General features: G+C 40.0%; 25 protein-coding genes. 19 read left to right on the top strand and 6 right to left on the bottom strand.

Going from position 1 to position 22689, the window contains the following annotated elements; translation table 11 throughout:
• The first annotated feature begins 306 nt into the window (after nt 1-306).
• The 7 genes from ABG082_RS10090 to ABG082_RS10060 all read left to right on the top strand — a co-directional run bounded on the left by ABG082_RS10090 (nt 307) and on the right by ABG082_RS10060 (nt 8105).
• A complete protein-coding gene (locus ABG082_RS10090) occupies nt 307-813 on the top strand; it encodes a GrpB family protein (RefSeq protein ID WP_348936062.1) in 507 nt (168 codons plus the stop codon).
• A 319-nt stretch (nt 814-1132) separates the two neighbouring features.
• Nucleotides 1133-2230 carry a 3-oxoacyl-[acyl-carrier-protein] synthase III C-terminal domain-containing protein gene (locus ABG082_RS10085; protein WP_249668877.1) on the top strand — a complete coding sequence of 366 codons (1098 nt, stop codon included), beginning with the start codon at nt 1133-1135 and terminating at the stop codon, nt 2228-2230.
• Nucleotides 2230-2739: an isoprenylcysteine carboxylmethyltransferase family protein gene (locus ABG082_RS10080; protein WP_017367476.1), complete on the top strand. Its 510-nt coding sequence runs from the start codon at nt 2230-2232 to the stop codon at nt 2737-2739. Before ABG082_RS10085 ends, ABG082_RS10080 begins: the two co-directional genes overlap by 1 nt.
• Before the next feature lie 64 nt (nt 2740-2803).
• Nucleotides 2804-2911, top strand: coding sequence for a Fur-regulated basic protein FbpC (gene fbpC, locus ABG082_RS10075; RefSeq protein ID WP_306172627.1), 108 nt, complete (start codon nt 2804-2806; stop codon nt 2909-2911).
• Nucleotides 2912-3043: 132 nt separating this feature from the next.
• Nucleotides 3044-6637: a dynamin family protein gene (locus ABG082_RS10070; RefSeq protein WP_348936061.1), complete on the top strand. Its 3594-nt coding sequence runs from the start codon at nt 3044-3046 to the stop codon at nt 6635-6637.
• A gap of 41 nt (nt 6638-6678) precedes the next feature.
• Nucleotides 6679-6942, top strand: a complete 264-nt coding sequence (locus ABG082_RS10065; protein WP_008346351.1) for a YpbS family protein — start codon at nt 6679-6681, stop codon at nt 6940-6942.
• A gap of 275 nt (nt 6943-7217) precedes the next feature.
• Entirely contained in the window at nt 7218-8105 is an 888-nt protein-coding gene (locus ABG082_RS10060) for a 5'-3' exonuclease (protein WP_008346355.1), read from the top strand.
• Between the two features lie 40 nt (nt 8106-8145).
• Here the strand turns inward: ABG082_RS10060 and ABG082_RS10055 are convergent, their stop codons facing one another.
• From ABG082_RS10055 to ABG082_RS10045, 3 genes are read right to left on the bottom strand one after another with little or no spacing between them, the layout of a single operon-like run.
• Nucleotides 8146-8271: a hypothetical protein gene (locus tag ABG082_RS10055; RefSeq protein WP_008346357.1), complete on the bottom strand. Its 126-nt coding sequence runs from the start codon at nt 8269-8271 to the stop codon at nt 8146-8148.
• Between the two features lie 43 nt (nt 8272-8314).
• Nucleotides 8315-8710, bottom strand: coding sequence for a reverse transcriptase-like protein (locus ABG082_RS10050; protein ID WP_008346359.1), 396 nt, complete (start codon nt 8708-8710; stop codon nt 8315-8317).
• Nucleotide 8711: 1 nt separating this feature from the next.
• Nucleotides 8712-9401, bottom strand: coding sequence for a queuosine precursor transporter (locus tag ABG082_RS10045; RefSeq protein ID WP_007500834.1), 690 nt, complete (start codon nt 9399-9401; stop codon nt 8712-8714).
• A 94-nt stretch (nt 9402-9495) separates the two neighbouring features.
• Here ABG082_RS10045 and ABG082_RS10040 point away from each other — a divergent pair, with 94 nt between their 5' ends.
• From ABG082_RS10040 to ABG082_RS10030, 3 genes are all read left to right on the top strand, one after another.
• On the top strand, nt 9496-10167 hold the full coding sequence (locus ABG082_RS10040; RefSeq protein WP_017367474.1) for a ribonuclease H family protein: 672 nt from the start codon (nt 9496-9498) through the stop codon (nt 10165-10167).
• 1 nt (nt 10168) lies between these two features.
• Nucleotides 10169-10351 (top strand): zinc-finger domain-containing protein, encoded by a 183-nt coding sequence (locus ABG082_RS10035; RefSeq protein ID WP_008346366.1) that lies wholly within the window; start codon nt 10169-10171, stop codon nt 10349-10351.
• Nucleotides 10352-10522: 171 nt separating this feature from the next.
• Nucleotides 10523-10705 (top strand): hypothetical protein, encoded by a 183-nt coding sequence (locus tag ABG082_RS10030; protein WP_008346368.1) that lies wholly within the window; start codon nt 10523-10525, stop codon nt 10703-10705.
• A 51-nt stretch (nt 10706-10756) separates the two neighbouring features.
• Here the strand turns inward: ABG082_RS10030 and cspD are convergent, their stop codons facing one another.
• Complete coding sequence (gene cspD / locus ABG082_RS10025; protein ID WP_003215784.1) at nt 10757-10957, bottom strand: cold-shock protein CspD; 201 nt, start codon at nt 10955-10957, stop codon at nt 10757-10759.
• Nucleotides 10958-11224: 267 nt separating this feature from the next.
• On the opposite strand from cspD, the gene ABG082_RS10020 reads away from it, so the two are divergent.
• Nucleotides 11225-11926, top strand: a complete 702-nt coding sequence (locus tag ABG082_RS10020; protein WP_007500832.1) for an AIM24 family protein — start codon at nt 11225-11227, stop codon at nt 11924-11926.
• A 35-nt stretch (nt 11927-11961) separates the two neighbouring features.
• Here ABG082_RS10020 and ABG082_RS10015 read toward each other — a convergent pair whose 3' ends face one another.
• Nucleotides 11962-13113: a diglucosyl diacylglycerol synthase gene (locus ABG082_RS10015; protein ID WP_007500831.1), complete on the bottom strand. Its 1152-nt coding sequence runs from the start codon at nt 13111-13113 to the stop codon at nt 11962-11964.
• 228 nt (nt 13114-13341) lie between these two features.
• Entirely contained in the window at nt 13342-14250 is a 909-nt protein-coding gene (metA, locus tag ABG082_RS10010; RefSeq protein WP_008346374.1) for a homoserine O-succinyltransferase, read from the bottom strand.
• 138 nt (nt 14251-14388) lie between these two features.
• Between metA and ABG082_RS10005 the strand changes: the two genes are divergently transcribed.
• From ABG082_RS10005 to ABG082_RS09970, 8 genes are all read left to right on the top strand, one after another.
• Entirely contained in the window at nt 14389-16071 is a 1683-nt protein-coding gene (locus ABG082_RS10005; RefSeq protein ID WP_008346376.1) for a formate--tetrahydrofolate ligase, read from the top strand.
• Between the two features lie 74 nt (nt 16072-16145).
• A complete protein-coding gene (locus ABG082_RS10000; RefSeq protein ID WP_007500827.1) occupies nt 16146-16628 on the top strand; it encodes a glutathione peroxidase in 483 nt (160 codons plus the stop codon).
• A 2-nt stretch (nt 16629-16630) separates the two neighbouring features.
• On the top strand, nt 16631-17254 hold the full coding sequence (locus tag ABG082_RS09995) for an HD domain-containing protein (protein ID WP_348936060.1): 624 nt from the start codon (nt 16631-16633) through the stop codon (nt 17252-17254).
• 30 nt (nt 17255-17284) lie between these two features.
• Nucleotides 17285-18424 carry a conserved virulence factor C family protein gene (locus tag ABG082_RS09990; RefSeq protein WP_116307034.1) on the top strand — a complete coding sequence of 380 codons (1140 nt, stop codon included), beginning with the start codon at nt 17285-17287 and terminating at the stop codon, nt 18422-18424.
• Between the two features lie 309 nt (nt 18425-18733).
• On the top strand, nt 18734-20410 hold the full coding sequence (gene ilvD / locus ABG082_RS09985) for a dihydroxy-acid dehydratase (protein ID WP_007500822.1): 1677 nt from the start codon (nt 18734-18736) through the stop codon (nt 20408-20410).
• 81 nt (nt 20411-20491) lie between these two features.
• Nucleotides 20492-20926 carry a BrxA/BrxB family bacilliredoxin gene (locus ABG082_RS09980; RefSeq protein WP_348936059.1) on the top strand — a complete coding sequence of 145 codons (435 nt, stop codon included), beginning with the start codon at nt 20492-20494 and terminating at the stop codon, nt 20924-20926.
• 66 nt (nt 20927-20992) lie between these two features.
• Nucleotides 20993-21790 (top strand): class I SAM-dependent methyltransferase, encoded by a 798-nt coding sequence (locus ABG082_RS09975; protein WP_272511643.1) that lies wholly within the window; start codon nt 20993-20995, stop codon nt 21788-21790.
• A gap of 266 nt (nt 21791-22056) precedes the next feature.
• Nucleotides 22057-22674, top strand: a complete 618-nt coding sequence (locus tag ABG082_RS09970; RefSeq protein WP_024718552.1) for a YpjP family protein — start codon at nt 22057-22059, stop codon at nt 22672-22674.
• The last annotated feature ends 15 nt before the right edge of the window (nt 22675-22689 follow it).

Genomic DNA, 22689 nt, shown 5'->3' with positions numbered 1-22689 from the left:
CCATTCATGTTTAAATGAAAGGTGGGGTTTGTCTACGGTCTGCACTTCTCATTTGAGAGGTCTTTTTTTGTATAAAGCTATGTTAAATAACTCTATTAATAATCGGTTGAAGGGAATTTTTGTTCTTTAGATATAAAATAAGATGAGAGTGAATTGTTAAGAATCGTATTGAATGACATCAACCAAGAAATAGATCTAAACGAATAGGATGATTGTTGAAATCTGTCTTCTCTCTCCATATGGGACCTATGATAAAGTTGGTTTATTAACATTCTCCAAATGGGTGTTAAAAGGTGGGATAAGTAAATGTTGGGATTACCAAGAGGGGAAGTTTTTTTAGTGCCTTGGTCAATTGAGTGGACAAAAGAATTTGAAAGAGAAAAGCGACAGATTATAGGTGATATTGGTCCATACATAGTGAATGTACATCATATTGGAAGTACGGCAGTAAAAGGTTTAAGCGCTAAGCCAATTATTGATATTGCAATTGAAATAGAACATTTTTTTGATGGAGAAAAATGTGTAATAGCGTTGGAAGGACTCGGTTACTCATATAAAGGAACAAACGTATTACCTGAAAGACACTACTTTAATAAAGGAGAACCACGAACACATCAAATCCATATGTACCAAAGACATAATAAGTATTTACTTGAACAGTTAAATTTCAGAGATTACTTGAGAAATAATGAGCAAGCTAGAAGTGAGTACCAACAGCTTAAACTTAAATTATCAAGTTTACATGGAAATGACAAACACAAATACGCACATGAAAAAACTGATTTTATTAAGTCAATCCTTGAAAAGATTTAGGTGAGGGTTTGCTCTTTAGATGTTCTTAAGAGAGGTCATTCACAGAGGAACTCCCAATTAACGGAGTTCTTTTATTTTTCATTAAATCAACATTATTTTTGAACTTAAATTGCATAAAAAAAGCAGGTTCGCTTGGCTTGGAACGAACCTGTGAAGGAGGAAAACTACATCATGTTTTCACCTATATTATCCAATATTTATCAATTGTCGTCAAGACAAAAAGTTAGACGGAGGAAAATATTTTGACTGAATTGTGTCGTTTTGGCATGTATATCCTTTTTTTGATTGGGGATATTAACCGAAAAAAGAGGTGAAGCCGATGGCATACATTCTTTCAGTTGGAACAAGTCTGCCAAAACATCATGTGGATCAGCAAGCAGCTGCTCAATTTGCAAGATCTCAATTTAAACGATCGTTTAAAGACATTGATCGACTATTAAAAGCTTTTAATAATGGCGAAATAGAGAGCAGGCAGTTTGTCCAGCCTATTGATTGGTATCAAGAACATCACTCTTTTGAAGAGAAAAATAATCTCTATGTCGAAAAAGCATTGGCTCATGCGAAAGAAGCCGTTTTTCACTGTCTGCATGAAACAGCGTTCCTTACAAAGCCAGTTCCTTTTGATGAGATTGATGCTTTGTTTTTCATCTCCAGTACAGGGTTATCAACGCCAAGTCTTGATGCAAAGCTGATGAATGTTCTTCCATTTTCTCCTTATACGAAACGAGTGCCAATTTGGGGGTTAGGCTGCGGGGGCGGGGCGGCAGGCTTATCCCGAGCTTATGAATACATCAGGGCGTATCCAGAAGCGAAAGTGCTAGTTGTTGCCTGCGAGCTTTGCAGCCTCACTTTTCAGCCGCAAGATCAATCAAAAAGCAATTTAATTGGAACCTCACTGTTCGGTGACGGGACTGCGGCCGTTCTTTTAACTGGAAAAAAGGCTGCCTCTAAGTATACGCGGTTAAAAACAGTACCTAAAGTGCTTGGTACGCAGTCAGTGACCATGAAAGATTCTGAGGATGTGATGGGATGGGATTTTACCGCCGACGGATTTCGGGTCATCTTCTCACGTGATATTCCGTCCATCATTTCTGGGTGGTTAAAAGAGCAAGTGGATCAATTTTTACATCAGCTAGGGTTTTCAACAGAGGATGTATCCGTTTTTCTTGCTCACCCTGGAGGAAAAAAAGTGATTGATGCCTATCTTGAAAGCCTATCTTTACAAGATCATCAGCTATTTTCTTCAAAAGAGGTTCTGAAACAGCATGGAAACATGTCCTCTGCCACCGTTTTATATGTCATGAAGCATTTTCTTGAACATCAGTCACTAGATGCAGGACAGGTGGGGCTTTGCGGAGCACTTGGTCCAGGCTTTTCGTCAGAATTATTGCTCATGAAATGGGAGGGGCTCTCGTGATGATTTTCTGGATAGTGATTGGCATTTTCATTTGTCAGCGCCTCATTGAAATGCTTGTGGCGAAAAGAAATGAAAAGAAGGTGAAGGCGATCGGAGCGATCGAATTTGGTGCAAGCCATTATCCTTATATGGTCGCTATGCATGCAGCATTTTTCCTCTCGCTTATTGGAGAGACATGGCTGCTGCATCGTCAACCGTCTCGTTTTTTCCTATTGCTGCTTGTGTTCCTGCTTGCTACCCAGGTGATTCGGTACTGGGCACTATGTTCACTTGGGACGTATTGGAATACAAAAATCTTAGTCGTTCCCAATGCGATGATTGTGAAAAAGGGGCCGTATCGCTGGTTAAAACATCCTAACTATGTGGTGGTGGCGATTGAACTGATGTTCATTCCGCTGCTATTTAACGCATTTATTACTGCCATTTTGTTTACTTGTTTAAATGGATGGATGATGATGGTCAGAATACAAACAGAAGAAAAAGCGCTGAATCAATATTTACTAAATTAATATTGAAAATCATTATCAATTGTGCTACACTTTCATTAATGATAAACATTCTCAATCATGAAGGATGGACGGTGATCACATGACAATGATTTTCTTACTCGGTACGGTCTGTGTATACAGCTTATTGATTGGCTTCGTATTAAAAGGTGTTTCAAAAAAATCTGCTTCCTGATTGCAGTCCATTGTGACTGATCGGGCAGCAGATTTTTTTTATTTCCTCAGATCAGAAGAAAAATCTCTTTATTTTGTGTAAAATGGTACACATACATAACTGACTTTTCTAAAAACAAAGGGGTTTATCGTCATGAAAGACTTGTCTATTCGAGATTCGCTCGTTCAAACTACAGGTGCTTTATATCAAAGCCTTCTGAAAAGGGATGATCACGAGCGCGCAGCCAAACTTGCATCTATTATGAAAAAGGAAGCTGAAGAAGAAGTGTATATCGCATTTACCGGCCACTATTCTGCTGGTAAGTCATCACTAGTGAATCATCTTCTTCATGATCACATCCTACCCACAAGCCCAATTCCAACGAGTGCAAACTTGGTTGTTGTCAGGAAAGGGGTCAGTGAAGTTCAGCTCCATACGTCTGATGGACGTTTTGCAAAAATGAGCGGTTCTTATGATAAAGAAGCGGTGCAGCGTTTTTGTAAAGATGGGGAACAAATTGAGATGGTGGAAATTAGCGGTGATTATAGTGGACTTGAAGAAAAAGTGGCACTCATCGATACACCGGGAATTGATTCAACGGATCATGCGCACTTTTTATCCGCCGCTTCTATTCTTCATCAAGCGGATGCTCTTTTTTATGTCGTTCATTATAACCATGTCCATTCTGAAGAAAACATTCGCTTCATTCGCTCGATTAAAGAGAAAGTGCCTAATCTTTATTTCATCGTCAATCAAGTGGATCGGCATGATGAACAAGAGACAACTTTTGAAGACTACAAAAAACAAATCGTTGAGATGCTTTTAAAAGAAGGCATTGAAGAAGAACATCTATATTTTACTTCTGTGACGGATGAGGCACACCCAAAAAACGAAATGATCCGTTTAGTGAAGAAACTACAAGAATTACAAACCATGCCTAAAGCATCGCTTCGAGCCTATACAGAGCAGAAAATTGAACATGTTTTAAAAGAACATATGGACTCGTTAAAAGAAGAACTGCATGAAGAGGACCTTGACGCGCAGCTTCAAGAAAAAAGGAATGAAGTGAAAGAACTAGAAGAGAAACGCCGATTTATTGAAAATGGTGCAAAGCAGGTAGAAGATGGAGTGTCTTCTGAAGTAGAGAACATCTTAAAAAATGCAAACCTCACGCCATTTAAGATGCGAGAGCTTGCAAGTGACTATATCGAATCGAAAGCACCTGGCTTTAAAGTGGGTTTACTTTTTGCAAAAAATAAAACCGAGCAGGAAAAGGAAAAGCGGGCAAATGATTTCTTAGCAGATGTAAAAAAGAGAATGAAAGCGGAAGTTGACTGGCACATTGCCGAGCTCCTTAAAAAAGAAATAAAACAGCATCAGCTTGGCGAAGCGTTATTAGACAAAGCCATGGCATTTGAGACACCTATTGAAGAATCCGTGCTTGAAAAGGTCATTCACCAAGGGGCAACTTTTTCTAACGAATACGTTCTTCAATATGCGAAAGATGCTGGTGAAGCATTGAAAAGACAGGCAAAACAGCAAGCGCTTCAATTGATTGAACAGATGATTGAGACCTTGAAAGACCAGCTCCGGAATGAACAAGAGAAGCAAGAGGAAAAATGGAAACAAGCGAAACAAGAGCTTCAGAGCCTTGAGGGGTACAACGAAAAAAATGAAAAAATAAGACTAGATATTCAGCATATATGGGATATTTGGCAAAACGGAACGGATGAACATATCCCGGGTGACTGGTTTTATGCGAAAAAGCAATGGATGCAGCACGACCAGCTGGAGAAGAATCACGCATCAATTCATGCTGAAGAGAGCGATCTAGCTGCTGACCGGACAGAGCGCAATCATTACCGTCAATCGCAGCATTTAACGACAGCACAATCGATTGCACAATTTAAAGAGCTTTCCCGCATTTTATCGCCTTTAGATATTCTAAAGTCTCAAAGAGATTCCTTTGAAAAACGAACAGAACGGCTACAGGCAAAAGAATTTACACTCGCATTATTTGGCGCTTTTAGTTCTGGAAAATCTTCTTTTGCCAATGCGCTTGTTGGACGGAAGGTGTTACCATCATCTCCTACGCCAACAACTGCAACAATTAACAAACTGACACGACCTACGGAAGATCATCCTCATGAAAGTGTCAAAGTGGTGTTTAAAACCAAGCAGGACATTCTAGAGGAACTCGATCAGATTCTTGGATTTTCGATCTCAACAGAAAAAGGAGATTCGTTTAAGGCAAAGCTGGAAAGAGTGCTGAAAAAACGGCAGCTCGAACAGGATCACCGAATCATTGTAGAACATTTTCTACAAGCCTATGCCAAGTTTCATGATGACATTGACAACCAAACCAATTTACATGTCACACTTCAAGAATTAAAGCCTTATGTAGCGGAAGAATCTGTTTCTTGTGTGGTGAAGGAAGTGACGGTGTATTTAAGTACACCTCTGACAGATAAAGGGCTGACGATTGTCGATACACCAGGTGCAAGCAGTATGAATAAGCGTCATACAGAAATCGCCTTCCAGTATATGAAGGATGCAGACGCCCTTCTTTATTTAACGTATTATCAGCATTCTTTCTCAAAAGCTGATCGCTCATTTTTACGGAAGCTTGGACTCGTAAAAGATTCCTTTAGCATGGATAAAATGTTCTTTATCATCAATGCAGCTGATTTGGCTAAGGATCAAGCAGAGCTTGAAACCGTATTTGACTATGTACGAAGCGAGCTCACAAAAGAAGGCATCCGCAATCCAAACCTGCATCATGTGTCTAGTAAGGAAGAGATCGAAGGGAAAGAGCCGACATCTTATAATCAATATGCAACACTGAGAAAACAGCTCGACTATTTTATTGAGGAAGAATTAACGAAAGATGCCATTGAACTTTTGCATTTTGAAGCTAGTACATTATGTACAACGGTCGATAGACTACGTGCGACCTTGCATCAATCAGAAGATGAGAAAGAAGCTGAAAAGAAAAACATCAAGACATCCTATGAAGCCATTCTCGAAAAAATGCAAGATGTGAAACGGTCTAAGCTAGTGACCGAAAGCGTAAAAAAAGACGTGCATGAACAGCTCTATCATATTGTACAGCGGCTTTCATTATTTGCGAATGATCTGTTAAAGTCGGCCTTTTATCCTGGCATATCTCAAGGGAATTTTGGTCAGCAGTTAAAAAAGGCACTTGAGAAAGCGTTAAAGGAGTATGAATTTGAATTTGTGCAGGAGCTCAAGGCGCTTGATATCCGAATGGAATCGTTTATCCACCATTATTTCCAAGAGGAGTGGGAAAAAGGGATGCAGGCTGCATGTGCGGAAGATCCTTACTTTTCTCTCAGCCTGTCAGCCCCTGAGGAGAAAAACGGTGAGCTAAAACAAATTGAAGTCGAAGCAGAGATTGCACCATTTGAGCCGCTTTTAAAGAAACAAAAATCAGCGAAAGCCTTTTTTGAGCAAAATGAAAAGGCTACGTTTATTGAAGCCATTCGAGATGTTCTACATCAAATGACAACACGTTGGGCAGATAACGAAAAAGAAGAGTTGCTGAGCAGATATGAAAAGCTAGTGAAGACCTATACGGAAAGGTACGAACAAGATGCTCTCCAACAGCTCAATGAGCAAAAACAGACATTTATGACGAGCCTTACAACAGATGCTGAAAAACAGGCGATCATTGAACAAGTTTATGAACAAACAAATGAATGGAAGAACCAGTTGAAAACGATATGATTCATGATAGACTATATAAAAAAGAAAGCAGCTGATAGACGATGACGAGCGTACACGAAGAAATTTCTGCACATTCACAGAAACAACATGCCCATATCCAATCTTTTCTTGCACTTGAACAAAAAAGAGAGCAGGCGATTGAATCGGCTGTGAAAAAATGTGAACACAATGAACCATTTTCAACAGATGAGATCAATGCCATTACGTCTAAAATGAATGAGCTTGCCCGAGGCGGAATTGTTCCGCTTCGTAAACATGTCACGATTGAGATGGTGGAGGAATACACCCAGCGTAAACAGAAGTAAAGAGTAACTTTCTCATTTTTGGTCATCTTAACAAATGAACCAGAAAGGGGAATGATCATGGCAAACAAGCAAAACGTAAAGCAGCAGGAGGAGCGCATGCCGAAGGAAAAAGACATGCCATCCTACGCAGAAGCGGAAACGAAAAAAATGCAATATGGTAAAAAGTAATCGTGCTGCCTCTTCTTTATCAAAAAGAAGAAGGCGCCTTTTTTATGTTCGTTTCGATGTTCTATGATAGAATAGGAGTATTGTTTATAAAAAGGGAGTTTAGATGAATGAATAAACACGTATTACTTGTAGATGGAATGGCCCTTCTTTTTAGGTCGTTTTATGCGACGGCTGTCCATCGCAATTTTATGATAAATGATCGTGGTGTGCCGACAAATGGAGTGAATGGTTATTTGAAGCATTTGTTAACAGCTGTCCAAACATTTGAGCCGACTCATATCGTTTGCTGCTGGGATATGGGAAGCCAGACATACCGGAACGAATTGTTTCAAGATTATAAAGCCAATCGAGGCGAGGCGCCTGTTGAGCTTGTCCCGCAGTTTGATTTAGCAAAAGAGGCGACAGAAGAACTTGGGATCATGAACATTGGTGTGACAGGTTTTGAAGCAGATGATTGTATTGGAACGCTTGCATCTATCTATCAAAACGAAGCACGTGTGACCGTCTTAACAGGAGATAAAGATTTGCTGCAGATCTTGAATGAACAAGTGACCGTGGCTTTAATGCAAAAAGGCATCGGGAATTATAAGCATTATACAAAAGCCCTTTTTGAAGAGGAAATGGGCATTTCTCCAAAGGCGCTGATTGATATGAAAGCGCTGATGGGTGATACTAGCGATAATTACCCTGGTGTAAAAGGAATCGGCGAAAAAACAGCATTGAAATTTATTCAAACGTATGAAACGATTGATCGACTGTTAGAAAATGTTCATGCATTAACGGCAGCTCAGCAAAAGAAAATGCAAGCAGGTTTAGAAGATCTGAAGCTTTCTCGTATACTGGCAGAAATTAAATGTGATGTACCACTCAGCTGTCCGATTGATCAAACAAAAATGAACATCAATCCAGAGCGGGTAGCCGCGATGCTGCGCTTGCATCAAATTAAAGGGATCGAACCAATGGTTAACCGCTTAAGTCAATTAGGAATCAGTTAAGGTTGTTCTTACGCAGAAAAGAAACAAAGGGCTACATGTATTAGCCCTTTGTGTTGCTTTTTTTCGCCTTATTTTCTAATTGCGATATTGGCTGTTTATCTTTTGTCTGCGCATCACCTTGAGGAGTCGTTCCGTTTGTGACACGGCCTCTGTTCTCTTTATCCAATTCGTATCACCTCACACATTAGCATAACCAAAAGAAAAGCGATTCATCCTTTTGAAAGGTGAATCGCTTTTCTAGCGAGCTGATCAGCCACTTGATTTTCCTTGCTCGGAATCCACTTAATGAAAAATAAATCAAATTCGCTTTGAAGCTGCAGCATTTCATCGATAAAATGACGAAAAGATGGATTTTTAGCAAATCCTGCATTGGCTGCACGATCCACTACTTGTGAATCTGTGCGGAATGAAACGGTCCGTAATCCTTTTTCTACGCATATTTTCATGCCTTCAATGAGCGCAGAAAACTCTGCTTCATGATTGCTCATGATGCCAAGAGGAATGGAGAAAGACTCAGCTTTTCCGTCATATTTCAAGAAAATGCCGATGCCAGATGGACCTGGGTTTCCGGCACTAGCACCGTCAATATATATTTCAGCTGGCAATTTATTTCCCCCTTTCATCAATTGGAACCATTTTTTTCGCCGCATAGGCATAAGGTGTGCCAATGGCAGCGACGATAAATTTAATCACATAAGTCGTGATGAAAATTTCGATCCATATATGGAATGGGTAGGTCCCAAGAAAGGCAATGGTTGTGAAAACGAGTGTATCAAGCAGCTGGCTAATCATTGTACTCCCCGCATTTCGCAGCCAGAGCGCACCGTCTGAAGGAAATATCCGGCGAATAAACGAATATACATAAACATCTAACATTTGACTGATGATATAAGCAGCAAGACTACCAAGAGCGACCCTTGGCATAAAGCCAAATATCGTTTCTAATGATGATTGGGAAATGTCAGATGGAGCGGGATGGAAAAGCAAAGCCTCCTGCATGACAACAGTTAATGTTAAAAGGGTGGCAAAGCCAATCCAGACAGCTTTTTTCGCTTCGGTTTGTCCATATTTTTCATTGAGGACGTCCGTTGCAAAGAACACACTGCCGTATAAAATGTTGCCAAGTGTTGCCGTTAAGCCAAATAATTCAACGGTTTTGACCACTTGTAAATTGGCAGCAACTGTTGCAAAACCAATCCAGACGAAAAGCCCCATCTTGCCAAATCCTTTATAAAATAGAAGAACAATGATAAAATTAATGATCGCAAATAAGATCCAAATACCTTCATTAAACAAGTGACATGAACTTCCTTTCTAAATGTAAAATGTAACTTTTTGATTATAGCATAACGAACGTTTACCTTAAAAGTACGGGAAGGCGATGTGATCAATGAAACTAAGAGCACACTATACAATGAAAGTGAAATCGATTGGGTCCATTGCTTTTTTCCAAGAAGATTGGATGGAGCTCAAAGAAGCCTTGCTTTTAGCAAAACATATAGACAAAAAAGAACCGCAGTCACTTCTATCATTTGAAGATGAAAAGGGTGCGATGTGGTCGATGAAAGAACTTGAAAAGCTAAACGAAGAACTTAGGCTTGAACCCGATCAGCTTCAGGTCTATTTTGATGCGAGTTTTCGCAAAGAAACAGGTGATGCTGGGCTTGGAATTGTCGTGTATTATCAGCTCGGACAGGATGCATACCGGTTAAGGAAGAATCAGCCTTTTCAGAGCACCACGAACAATGAGGCAGAGTATGCGGCTTTATTTGAAGCGGTAAAAGCTTTAAAAGAACTGGGAGCCAGCAGAAACTCTGTTACGATTAGAGGAGATTCTCTTGTTGTGATGAATCAGCTCAAAGGGGAATGGCCTTGTTATGATGATATACATAACAAATGGCTCGACCGAATTGAGGCTGCGATCAAAGAGCTGAAGCTCACGCCAACATATGAAGTCATCGATCGTAAACAAAATGCAGAAGCAGATCAGCTTGCCAGACAGATACTTGCAGACGTCCCCATCGAAAGTAAGTTGAAATTAGAAGCAGACGGAGCTGAATAAAGTGGATAAAAAAACAGCAGTAAAAGAATTAACAGATCTTCAAGACACGTATTGTTCAGATTGCTTGATTAAGAAGCACTTTCGCAAAGAATTTGGCAAAAAATACGCGCACTCCTTTTGTATACAGCAATGCACGGTAGGAGAGAAGATCAAACAATACGGGAATGAATTACTCAAAAAATAAGCGTACACTCCGGTTTTCCTCTAGATGTATCATACGCTCACGAAAAAAAACGAATAGAATGTGTAAAAAAAGAACATATTCTGAAAAATGAGCCGATATAACTATAGAAAGTTTTGGTTGAGTTACTTTTTGACTAAGTGACGGATAATAGAGGAAAAGGGGAAGGCCGGCATGGATAATAAGGATTTTGAAACGGTATTACATCGGACATTTCAAGAGGTGTACAGTGATCTAGAGCAACTGGTAGATGTAGCAAAGAAGGGAAGACCTTTTCTCGAAAAAGATATCTCTGAAATTGAACAAAGATTAAAGCAAAATATTTTAGCGATTGAAATTCAGCTGAAAATCAAATAAGAGAGGCATACGCCTCTCTTTATTTTGTCGTTTCATCATTGATTGAGTTGATTAGATTTTTGTTACGTTTGCAGCTTGAGGTCCACGATTACCTTCAACGATTTCAAAAGAAACTTCTTGTCCTTCTTCTAGAGATTTGTAACCGTCACCTTCGATAGCTGTGAAGTGAACGAATACGTCGTCTCCGCCTTCAACTTCAATGAAGCCGAAACCTTTTTCATTATTGAACCATTTTACTTTACCGTTTTGCATATTGCTTTTTCCTCCTAGTACTGTAGCACACCTTTTGGCATACTAAAAAAAATTTTTCATCACCTAACGACTTAAGCAGTTGTTAAATGATGGTTCCACTATACACCATCAAAAGTAAAGCGTCAAGCAGGCAAGCCAAATTTTGAGCAGAATGTTTGATTTTTTTGTTTTTTTAGTGAATGACATTTATCTATAAAACGTCCTAATCTCATGAAACCTAATGTATAACTTGTCCGTATATAGTAAAAATACAGAAAGAGGTGCGTCATGAATCGTTACACAATTGAGGAGTTTGTTCAGAATACGCAGCAAGAAGACAAAGGGGAAGGGGTCTTCGAACTTGAAACACCAAGATTGTTAGAAATTAATTTAACGGATACCATTTGGGCAAAGACAGGCTCCATGGTTTCATATCGCGGGAAAATAAAGTTTGAACGTGAAGGTGTGTTTGAACACGGTGTGTCAAAGATGTTCAAAAAAATGTTATCAGGAGAAGGAACCTCTTTGATGAAGGCCACAGGTGATGGGAAATTATATGTAGCAGACCAAGGGAAAAAAATCTCGATTCTTCGATTGGCTCAAGGGGAGTCTATTTTCGTTAATGGAAACGACCTGCTCGCATTTGAACCGTCAGTTCGGTGGGATATTAAATTAATGAAAAAGGTATCTGGCATGCTTGCAGGTGGATTATTTAATGTCAAACTTGAAGGACCAGGTCTTGTGGCAATCACAAGTCATTACGAACCGCTGACGCTGATTGTTCAGCCAGGTGATTCTGTTTATACAGATCCGAATGCGACGGTCGCATGGTCAGGAGATTTGCAGACTGAATTTGTGACAGATGTATCGTTCAAAACGTTTATTGGCAGGGGAAGCGGAGAGTCCATTCAAATGAAGTTTAGCGGAAGTGGCTTTGTTGTCGTGCAGCCGTTTGAAGAAGTGTATACAACGAATGGGAATCAAGGTTAAAAGAAAAAAGGTGTCCGTCATTGACGGACACCTTTTTATGATAATGCTTGAGCATACGATTTGTTGCTCATGATCAGATCTGATTGTTCGACGATATCTTCTAAAATGGTTTGAGAAGATTGTTTTAAGTGTAATTTTTTGATGTTTTGTTTCATGGATTCTAACTTTTCTTCGTCTTGCAACAAGTTGGTGACAGATTCTAAAATGTCTTCGTGTCTGTTGATGACAATGGCAGCGCCGTAATCTTCAAAGAAAAGAGCATTTTCTTTTTCTTGTCCTGGAACAGGTTTGTAAAGAATAACTGGGACACCAATTGCTGTTGCTTCTGTTAATGTAATCCCGCCCGGTTTTGTAATCATACAGTCCGTTACTCTGAACAATTCATCAATTTGTTCCACATATCCAAGCGCCTTCAATTGATTTGGGTGTGCTTGTTCAAGTTCGCTAAGCGATTGCTTCAGCGCTGCATTCTTACCGCACACAACAACAATTTGTACTTCACTGTCAAGAAGTAGTGCTTCACACAGTTCCTTCACATTTTTTAGTACACCATGGGCACCCGCCATAATGAGAAGGACTTTTTTGTCTGATGATAATCCATATTTTTTATAGATGATCGATTTAGGCACGTCTACTTCAAATTGTGGTCTAATCGGAATGCCTGTTACCTTGACATCGCTTGGATGTGTGCCGATTTCTACTAGCTTTTGTTTCACATAATCGGTTGCAACATAGTATCGGTCAATGTTTTCATGTACCCAAATTTTATGAAGACAAAAGTCTGTCATCACATTAAATGTTGGAATGACTTTACCTGTTTTGTTTCGGTATTCAGGTACAACAATCATCGGGAATGTAATGATGATGATATCCGGATTGTGTAATTGAATTAATTCATCAAGACGCTTATTTCCCATCTTTAAATAAATGTTAAATTTGCGTTTATTGTAAATTTTATCTACACCGTAATAAAACAAGCGATAAAATTGTTTCCCAATGGAGAAGCTCTTTAAATATAAATATTGAGTCACTTCGGACACAATGGGATTTGATTCTTGATACAAATTAGAAACTATCACATGTTCAAACCCTTGGGATTTGCATTCATCATACAGTGTTTTTGCAACCTGCATATGTCCATTTCCATAATTTGCGGTCAAGATTAATATTTTTTTATTGGTATTCAAGAATATTCACCTCAAATGTAATCAACAACAACAAAACTTCGTACGAAAACTATAAATCTCATAGGTCTACATATACATAAAGATAACATATAAACAGCGAGAGCATATCATTCGTTACGAAAGAATTAAACTAATTTTAAAAAACAAACAGACTAAATTGATAATGGAAGACAGAGCCATTTGTATTTTAACACATTTTAAGCATTTATCATCAGACTACAGTCTATTTTATTCCCACACATATGGTGTTTCTTGATAAACATAGTAATTAAGCCAATTCATAAACAGCAAAGTAGCATGGGCTTTCCAGCGGTTCACTGGGACTAATGTGTCTCCATCTTCTATGAAATAGTGGACGGGTTTTTTGACTGTATCATGTTTCAACAAATCTCTTTCATATTCCTGCTTCAATGTATCTGTATCGTATTCAGGATGTCCAGTTAAAAATACTTGTTTATCATCATCTGAAACAATTAAACAAACACCAGCTTCCTCAGACGTGCTCAATACTTTTAGATTCGGCGTGTTTTTTAATTGTTCTGTATTAATATCTGTATGCCTAGAATGTGGGACATAGTATACTTCATCGAAACCTCTTACTAATCTTTCTTTTTTCTCTTTGACAAGATGCTCAAAGACACCGAATTTTTTCTCTGGAAGCTTGATTTTTTCAATGCCATAATGATGATATAGACCTGCCTGTGCCCCCCAGCATATATGGAGAGTAGACGTCACATTCGTTTTACTCCAGTCCAAAATGTCCTGCAGTTCTTTCCAATAGGAAACTTCTTCGAAAGCTAAATGCTCAATTGGTGCACCTGTAATGATCATGCCATCAAATTTTTTATGGCGAATCGAGTCAAAGGTCGTATAAAATTCATCTAGATGCTCTCTCGATGTATTCTTCGGTGTATGTGTACTTGGAATCAAAAATGTAAAATACACTTGCAAAGGAGAATTTCCGAGCATTCTCAGCAGCTGCGTTTCAGTTTGTATTTTTTTTGGCATTAAATTTAAGATCACGATATTCAAAGGACGGATATCTTGTTTGAATGCCCTTGTCTCATCCATGACGAAAATGTTTTCGCTCTCTAGTATTTGTTTTGCTGGCAGATGAACTGGTATGTTAATAGGCAACTCGCCACCCCCTGAACCAAAGCTAATTTCACTTCATTATAGGAACTTTCTGGCGATATTTCAATGTTTCAATTATGTTACAATGAAAAATAGAGCAAAAAAGAAAGCTGTTTCTGTCAAAAAAGGAGGCCATTAATCATGATCACAAAGCATTTATCAGATATTGACATTGCTCAAAAGGCAAAGCTGAGACCGATTCAAGACATCGCAGCAAAATTACAAATACATGACGAAGAATTAGAATGCTATGGTTTCACAAAAGCGAAAATATCTTTGACTATTTTTGACCGTTTAAAGGAACAAAAAGAAGGAAATGTGATTCTTGTGACTTCGATCAACCCAACGCCAGCAGGTGAGGGGAAGTCCACCGTAACAGTTGGCCTCGGTCAAGCCTTCGAGAAAATTGGGAAAAAAGCGATCATTGCCATGCGTGAACCTTCACTAGGGCCTACAATGGGTATTAAAGGTGGTGCAGCTGGCGGCGGATATTCACAGGTGTTGCCTATGGAAGAAATCAATCTTCATTTCACAGGGGATTTTCATGCGATTACATCTGCACATAACGCTTTATCTGCTTTTATTGATAATCATATCCATCACGGAAATGAGCTTGGGATCGACGCACGCCGAATTGTATGGAAACGAGTGTTAGATTTAAACGACCGTGCTCTAAGACAAGTGGTCGTTGGACTTGGCGGTCAATTAAATGGGTACCCTAGAGAAGATGGGTTTGATATTACGGTTGCATCCGAAATGATGGCCATCCTCTGTTTAGCAGACGACTTAAACGATCTAAAAAAACGTCTTTCTTCTATTGTTGTTGCCTACAATCAAGAAGGTGAACCGGTCACAGTTGAAAATCTAGGTTACGAAGGCGTATTAACCTTGCTTTTAAAAGATGCGCTGAAACCAAACCTTGTTCAAACGATTGAAGGAACTCCAGCCCTTGTTCATGGTGGTCCTTTTGCCAATATTGCACATGGATGCAATAGTTTAATTGCCACAAAAATGGCGGCGAAACTAGCAGATTACGTCGTAACAGAAGCGGGATTTGGTGCAGACCTCGGCGCGGAAAAATTTCTTCACATCAAAACAAGAGCCGGTGATTTTAAACCAGGCGCTGTTGTCATTGTAGCAACTGTTAGGGCGCTTAAAATGCATGGCGGAATGCAGAAAACAGAGCTCAAGGAAGCAAATGCACAGGCTGTATTAGAAGGTATACATAATTTAGAGAAGCATATTGAAACAGTGCAAGCCTTCGGTCTACCATACATCGTTGCAGTGAACCGTTTTATTACCGATACAAAAGAAGAAATTCAAGCAATAGAAAACTGGTGCGAAACGAATGGACATCCAGTCAAAGCCGTCAATGTATGGGAAGAAGGAGGAGCTGGCGGTACAGCACTTGCTGAAGAGCTCACGACACTCATTGAAAAGAATGAAAACAGCTTTTCTTATTTATATGAGGAGCAAGATTCCATTGAAGAAAAGTTGTCAAAAGTCGCCAAAGTGGTTTATGGTGCAGACGGCGTCAACCTTACATCAAAAGCAAGAAAGCAGCTAGCTGCAATTGAGAAAAATGGCTGGGCCCATTTGCCGGTTTGTATGGCAAAAACGCAATATTCACTATCGGATGATCCGGCTTTAATCGGCAGACCAAAAGGCTTTACCGTTACGATTCGAGAGTTAAAACCATCTGTAGGAGCAGGTTTTATCGTTGCACTAACGGGAAGCATTCTGACCATGCCAGGTCTCCCTAAAAAACCTGCGGCACTTGAGATGGATTTATTAGAAGACGGCAATGTGACTGGACTCTTTTAGCAGGAAGCATAAAAAGCGATTTTCTAAAAGAAGCATGTTACGATAGGAAAAAGTGAATCCTAGGAGGCTATGAGATGTCAATTTATGATATTCAGGTCAAGACCATTAACGGTCAGGAAAAATCAATGGCAGATTACAAAGGGAAAGTACTGATCATCGTTAACACAGCGAGCAAATGTGGACTGACCCCTCAATTTAAACAATTACAAGAGTTATACGATCAATATCATGAAAAGGGCCTTGAAATTTTAGGATTTCCGTGCAATCAATTTATGAATCAAGAGCCAGAAGGGGAAGAAGCAATTCAAGAATTCTGTTCGTTGAACTATGGTGTGACCTTCCCGATGTTTGCAAAAGTAGATGTCAATGGTGACAATGCGCATCCGCTTTTCAAATACTTAACGAGTCATGCGAAAGGTGTGCTTGGTACAAAAACGGTGAAATGGAATTTTACAAAATTTATCGTTGATCAAAACGGAGAAGTGACTGAACGATTTTCTCCTAAAACACCACCAAAAGAATTAGAAAGCTCCATTATCGCTCTTTTGGAGAAATAAGCATGTATTCGAGTAAGCAGCAAGAACAATTGGAGGCAGCTGCCTCCTTTGTTTCAAAACAGCTAAAGCATGAACCGACTGGACACGATGAAGTTCATATCAATCGTGTGCGCCAGCTTGCCGTCCATATTGCACAACAGGAGGGCGGGTCGCTTTTTGTCATTGAAATGGCGGCGATTGTCCATGATGTCATTGATGAGAAGCTGTCTAGTGAATGGAAGCTTTCACCGCATGATCTCAAGCAGCAGCTCCTTTTGTGGGAAGTGAACACGCGAGATATTCGCTATATCATGGATATCATTACAACGATGTCTTTTCGGCACCGGCATATGCAACATAAGCCAGTGACATTAGAAGGGGCCATTGTTCAAGATGCAGATCGGCTGGATGCGATAGGAGCAACTGGGATTGCAAGGGTGTTTACATATGCAGGTGCAAAAGGGGAGCCTCACTATACAGAAGGTGCTCACCAAGGCACAGTACTTGTGCATATGCAAGAAAAGCTGCTTCAATTAAAAGACTTGATGAACACACGTGCTGGAAAGCAGCTGGCTCATGAGCGGCATGAGTTTATGTGTCTATTTATCAAGACATGGAAAGAAGAATGCGGCCTTACAGATGAGTAGGGTCTTTATGTGTGTAAGGAGGATGTATAGATGAAAATAACTGCCATAGAACCAACGCCAAGCCCGAATACAATGAAAGTCATTTTGACAGAAGCGCTTGCAGGCGGAAAAAGCAATAACTACAAAAAAGATCAAAAAGACGAAGCGCCAGAGATGATTAAGCGCATTTTAACCATTGAAGGTGTAAAAGGTGTTTACCATGTAGCCGATTTCTTAGCGGTTGAGCGTAATGCGAAATTTGACTGGCAGGGTATTTTACAGCAAGTCAGAGAAGCCTTTGGACAAGAAACAGAAGGTCTTCAGGGAGAATCGCAGTCAGGTGATGACACATTTGGAGAAGTCAAAGTGTTTGTTCAAATGTTTAATGGAATTCCGATGCAGGTCAAGCTGACAGACGGTGAAAGAGAAGAACGATTTGGAATGCCTGAACGTTTCCAGGCAGCGATTTTAAAGCTAAGAAGCAGTTCAGATAATGTTGTATTTGAACGTGTGTGGAAAGAACATGGCGTACGTTTTGGAGAATTTGCTGATATCGGTCAAGAAGTCACAGAAGAGCTTCAAGCTGCATATGACGACGAGCGTTTATCCCGTTTAACAGAGGCAGTGAAGGAAGGTCAAGAGGCTGTAGATAAACAAGTGAACCGAAAAGCATATGATGTGACAGAAGAGATGCTGCGCGATGAAGATTGGAAGAAACGTTTTGCTCATTTAGAGCAAATGCAGCCAGAGAAAAAAGATATACCTGTTTTAATGAAAGCGATGGAGGATCCAAAAACATCGATTCGCAGACAAGCTGTTGTGAATGCTGGCATGATTGAAGATCCAGCCATTTTGCCTATTTTATATAAAGGGCTTGAAGATAAAACAGTGACGGTTAGAAGAACTGCTGGAGATTGTATTTCAGATCTTGGTGATTCTAGTGCGATTGAAGCGATGATCGCAGCCTTAAAGGACCCAAGTAAGCTTGTCCGCTGGCGTGCGGCCATGTTCCTTTATGAAGAAGGTGACGAAACAGCACTCGAAGCTTTAAAAGAAGCGGAGCAGGACCCTGAATTTGAAGTCAGTCTTCAAGTGAAAATGGCCATCGAACGAATTGAGCACGGAGAAGAAGCAAAAGGCTCTGTGTGGAAGCAAATGACAGAAAGTAGAAAAAATGCATCAGAATCATAAGACGATGAGACAGCTGCCAATAAAAGGCAGCTTGTTTTCTGAAAAGGGCTTTTTTATTGGCAGAAAAATTTTTTTAGAAAAATTATTTTGAATATTGTTGAAATATGAGAAAAAACTCTATATAGTAGTACCAATATAGAATATTGGAGGTCAGATTTTATGACACAATCCTTGCTGAGCACTTGCTTCAGCAGAGAAATAAGTCACTATCTATTATAGGTGGCTAAATAAACAGAAAATTTGTAAAATAAAATCAACTCAAAATCATACAGTCAACAAGACTAGTAGTATAGGAGGCTTTTTAAACAGATGGCAGAACTTCGCAGTAATATGATTAAACAAGGAATTGACAGAGCACCTCACCGAAGCTTACTAAGAGCAGCTGGGGTAAAAGATGAGGATTTTGGCAAGCCGTTTATTGCCGTATGTAATTCCTATATTGATATTGTCCCAGGGCATGTCCATCTTCAGGAATTCGGAAAAATTGTGAAAGAAGCCATTCGTGAAGCTGGCGGTGTTCCATTTGAATTCAATACAATTGGGGTAGATGATGGTATTGCGATGGGGCATATTGGGATGAGATATTCATTGCCAAGCCGTGAAATCATTGCTGATTCAGTAGAGACCGTGGTGTCTGCACACTGGTTTGATGGCATGGTTTGTATTCCTAACTGTGATAAAATCACGCCAGGTATGATGATGGCTGCCATGCGTGTGAATATCCCAACTGTATTTGTCAGTGGTGGACCGATGGAAGCTGGGAGAACAAGTGATGGCAGGAAAATTTCTCTTTCTTCTGTCTTTGAAGGCGTAGGGGCATACCAATCAGGGAAAATTAATGAAGAGGAATTAAACGAATTAGAGCAGTTTGGCTGTCCAACATGCGGATCTTGCTCTGGTATGTTTACAGCAAATTCAATGAACTGTCTAGCAGAGGCGCTTGGGATTGCTCTTCCTGGAAATGGGACCATTCTGGCGACATCACCAGAACGAAGAGAATTTGCGAAGAAGTCAGCAAAACAATTGATGGAGCTAATCAAAAAAGACATTAAACCACGTGATATTGTCACGGAAAAAGCGATCGATAACGCATTTGCTTTAGATATGGCACTTGGTGGTTCAACCAATACAGTTCTTCATACATTGGCGATTGCAAACGAAGCGGGCGTTGAATATTCACTTGAGCGTATTAATGAAGTAGCAGAACGAGTGCCGCATTTATCGAAACTCGCTCCAGCTTCAGATGTATATATTGAAGATTTACATGAAGCTGGCGGAGTGACCGCTGCACTAAATGAATTGTCCAAAAAAGAGGGGGCTCTTCATTTAGATACCATGACCGTCACAGCGAAAACGTTAGGCGAGAACATTGCAGGGCATGAGGTAAAAGATTATAACGTCATTTATCCAATTGACAAGCCATTTACTGAAAAGGGCGGCTTAGCCGTTTTATTTGGAAACCTTGCGCCAGATGGAGCGATCATTAAAACAGGCGGTGTACAAGACGGCATCACGCGTCATGAAGGACCTGCGATCGTATTTGAATCCCAAGAGGAAGCACTTGAAGGAATCATTAATCGAAAAGTAGAAGCAGGACATGTTGTCATTATTCGTTATGAAGGACCTAAAGGCGGTCCAGGCATGCCTGAAATGCTTGCACCAACTTCACAAATTGTTGGAATGGGACTTGGTCCAAAGGTTGCTTTAATTACAGACGGACGATTCTCCGGTGCTTCTCGCGGATTGTCTATTGGACACGTCTCTCCAGAGGCAGCAGAAGGCGGCCCGCTTGCCTTTGTTGAAAATGGTGATCATGTCGTTGTCGATATCGAAAAACGCATTTTAAGCGTAGATGTCCCGGAAGAAGAATGGGAAAAAAGAAAAGCAAACTGGAAAGGCTTTGAGCCAAAAGTAAAAACAGGTTACCTTGCCAGATACTCAAAACTTGTGACATCAGCCAATACAGGCGGAATCATGAAAATTTAATCTGAAATTGAACATTTGAAAATTGGCTCTCTCTATAGTATCCTTTATTCACAACATAAGGATTATAGAGGGGGCTTTTTTATGTCAATGGCATATGAAGAATATATGCGTCAGCTCGTCGTACCAATGCGCCAAGAACTGACAAGTGCAGGGTTTCAAGAATTGACGACTGAAGAAGAAGTAGAAAAAACGATACAGGAAGCAGAAGGAACAACATTTGTTGTCGTCAATTCCGTATGCGGATGTGCTGCCGGTTTAGCACGCCCTGCTGCTACTCAAGCTGTCATGAAAGCAGAAAAAGCACCAGATCGAATTGTGACGGTCTTTGCTGGTCAGGACCGGGAAGCTACGGCTAAAATGAGAGAATACTTCACAGGTGAGGAGCCATCTTCTCCGTCTATGGCACTTTTAAAAGGAAATGAACTCGTTCATTTTATCCCGCGTGACGAAATTGAAGGTCATGAAATGGAAGATATTATGAAGAACGTCTTATCTGCATTTGAAAAACATTGCTAATACAAGTGTTGAAATGTCCTGTGATCCAATCAGGGCATTTTTTCTTGATTATGATGGAGGAACGACATGCTCATTACAACAAGCTTTAGAGCAAATGAACAAACAATTGAAACGGCAAAGGCCCTCGCAAAGGACTTGCATGGTGAGTATATCGAGCGGCGTAAACAATCTGTCAAACAGCTTGCGATTAAGCAGGGGGATGTACTCGTTGTTGGGAAAGAACGATTTGAATGGTATCAGCCAAATGGTGAAAAGTTCTTTTTCCATCCAAGCTCAGCGATGTTTAGGGTGAAGCGGGTCCTTCGTGGTGAAAAAGATCCATTAATAGAAGCAGCACAATTAAAGCCGGGCGATTCCTTTTTAGATTGTACGCTTGGGTTAGGATCAGATGCGATTACCGCAAGCTGCGCTACAGGCGCCAATGGAGAAGTGGCAGGCATTGAAAAAAATCCGATGACGGCATTGCTTGTTCGAGAAGGACTCAGCACATGGGAAACAGGTGTGAGAGAGGCAGACGAAGCGATGAAACGGATATCTGTCATCAGCGGGGATAGTATTGAGCAGTTAAAGAAGCTCCCTGATCGATCCTATGATATCGTCTATTTTGATCCAATGTTTGAAGAAACCATACAAGAGTCTGCTAGTATGATGCCGCTTCGTCATGCAGCTGAGCATCATTTTGACCATGAAACCGCTGTGAAAGAAGCAATGAGAGTGGCTAGAAAAAGAGTGGTTTTAAAAGATCATTGGAAAAGCACACGATTTACCACTGATTCCTATCAATTTCAGGTGATGAAACGTAAAACCGCCCAATTCCATTACGGATATATCTCAATAGAAGAAGACAAATCAACAAAACTTTAATCACTCTTAACAATAAAAAAAGCCCTATTTCAGGGCTTTTAATCGGTGATCTCCATATAGACAAAATAAAATAACGTCAGCAAGGAAGCTGTGATGAAAAACCCTTCAAGCATATCCATTCCTCCCAAATTTTAGTCGTCGTTACTGTCATTGTAAACGTTTTATCATGAAAAAGAAAGTCTCAACTCAATGACCAAATTGAATGACTGAAAATTCATTATATGCTAGAATAGCAGTATGATAACTTATGGAAGGAATTAGATATCATGAAAATGTGGATGAGAAAAACGCTTGTTGCACTCTTTACGATTGCGACTTTTGGTTTAATCTCTCCTCCATCGGCTTTGATGACAGACAAGCCATCTGAACTTTCTTCATCTGATAAATCACCTTATACAGCAGTTTATGATACATCAGATGATACGCGCAGCTGGGAACTATCGCAAGAAGACAACAAAGAGCGGGTAGACCCCTTTGAGCAATATAAGCAAGAGGTTCTATCAAGTGCAGAAAACCAATCCTTTCTCAAATTTGGTCGTAAAATCACACCTGTCATTGAGGACGAGTATAGAGAAGAGATTCAACCCAAAATTGAACAAGTGTTAACCGACTTTTTAACAAATTTCAAAGATGACGAAAAATTTCAAGATGTTGTTTTAACTGATCAGCCTTCAAGCGGAAATGGGGAAAAAATCTTCCACATTTATAATAGAAAGACTGGAGAAGATTTGCTTCGTTTTCATGTCAGGAGAGATCAGCCGCCTCACAGCGGATATTGGTTTAACTTTCACTACCATACAGCAGAAGATGGATTCCAGACGCATCATGAACTCGGTAATATTTACTGGGATAAAAACACCCCGCCGAGCTGGATGAGCCACTAGAAGGAGATGTCATGC

Source organism: Bacillus sp. BS1807G30, from assembly GCF_040047675.1.
In the GTDB taxonomy this organism is placed as follows: Bacteria; Bacillota; Bacilli; order Bacillales; family Bacillaceae; genus Bacillus; species Bacillus altitudinis.
This window is presented reverse-complemented; position numbering and strand designations above follow the sequence as displayed.

Bases quoted from the DNA above. Each gene is read 5' to 3' on its own strand.
- fbpC (WP_306172627.1), top strand. From the start codon at position 2,804: ATGGACGGTGATCACATGACAATGATTTTCTTACTCGGTACGGTCTGT.
- ABG082_RS10060 (WP_008346355.1), top strand. From the start codon at position 7,218: ATGAATAAACACGTATTACTTGTAGATGGAATGGCCCTTCTTTTTAGG.
- ilvD (WP_007500822.1), top strand. From the start codon at position 18,734: ATGGCAGAACTTCGCAGTAATATGATTAAACAAGGAATTGACAGAGCA.
- ABG082_RS10090 (WP_348936062.1), top strand. From the start codon at position 307: ATGTTGGGATTACCAAGAGGGGAAGTTTTTTTAGTGCCTTGGTCAATT.
- ABG082_RS10005 (WP_008346376.1), top strand. From the start codon at position 14,389: ATGATCACAAAGCATTTATCAGATATTGACATTGCTCAAAAGGCAAAG.
- ABG082_RS10020 (WP_007500832.1), top strand. From the start codon at position 11,225: ATGAATCGTTACACAATTGAGGAGTTTGTTCAGAATACGCAGCAAGAA.
- ABG082_RS09975 (WP_272511643.1), top strand. From the start codon at position 20,993: ATGCTCATTACAACAAGCTTTAGAGCAAATGAACAAACAATTGAAACG.
- ABG082_RS10000 (WP_007500827.1), top strand. From the start codon at position 16,146: ATGTCAATTTATGATATTCAGGTCAAGACCATTAACGGTCAGGAAAAA.
- ABG082_RS10070 (WP_348936061.1), top strand. From the start codon at position 3,044: ATGAAAGACTTGTCTATTCGAGATTCGCTCGTTCAAACTACAGGTGCT.
- ABG082_RS10080 (WP_017367476.1), top strand. From the start codon at position 2,230: ATGATTTTCTGGATAGTGATTGGCATTTTCATTTGTCAGCGCCTCATT.
- ABG082_RS09970 (WP_024718552.1), top strand. From the start codon at position 22,057: ATGAAAATGTGGATGAGAAAAACGCTTGTTGCACTCTTTACGATTGCG.
- ABG082_RS09995 (WP_348936060.1), top strand. From the start codon at position 16,631: ATGTATTCGAGTAAGCAGCAAGAACAATTGGAGGCAGCTGCCTCCTTT.
- cspD (WP_003215784.1), bottom strand. From the start codon at position 10,957: ATGCAAAACGGTAAAGTAAAATGGTTCAATAATGAAAAAGGTTTCGGC.
- ABG082_RS09980 (WP_348936059.1), top strand. From the start codon at position 20,492: ATGTCAATGGCATATGAAGAATATATGCGTCAGCTCGTCGTACCAATG.
- ABG082_RS10065 (WP_008346351.1), top strand. From the start codon at position 6,679: ATGACGAGCGTACACGAAGAAATTTCTGCACATTCACAGAAACAACAT.
- ABG082_RS10040 (WP_017367474.1), top strand. From the start codon at position 9,496: ATGAAACTAAGAGCACACTATACAATGAAAGTGAAATCGATTGGGTCC.
- ABG082_RS10085 (WP_249668877.1), top strand. From the start codon at position 1,133: ATGGCATACATTCTTTCAGTTGGAACAAGTCTGCCAAAACATCATGTG.
- ABG082_RS09990 (WP_116307034.1), top strand. From the start codon at position 17,285: ATGAAAATAACTGCCATAGAACCAACGCCAAGCCCGAATACAATGAAA.
- ABG082_RS10030 (WP_008346368.1), top strand. From the start codon at position 10,523: ATGGATAATAAGGATTTTGAAACGGTATTACATCGGACATTTCAAGAG.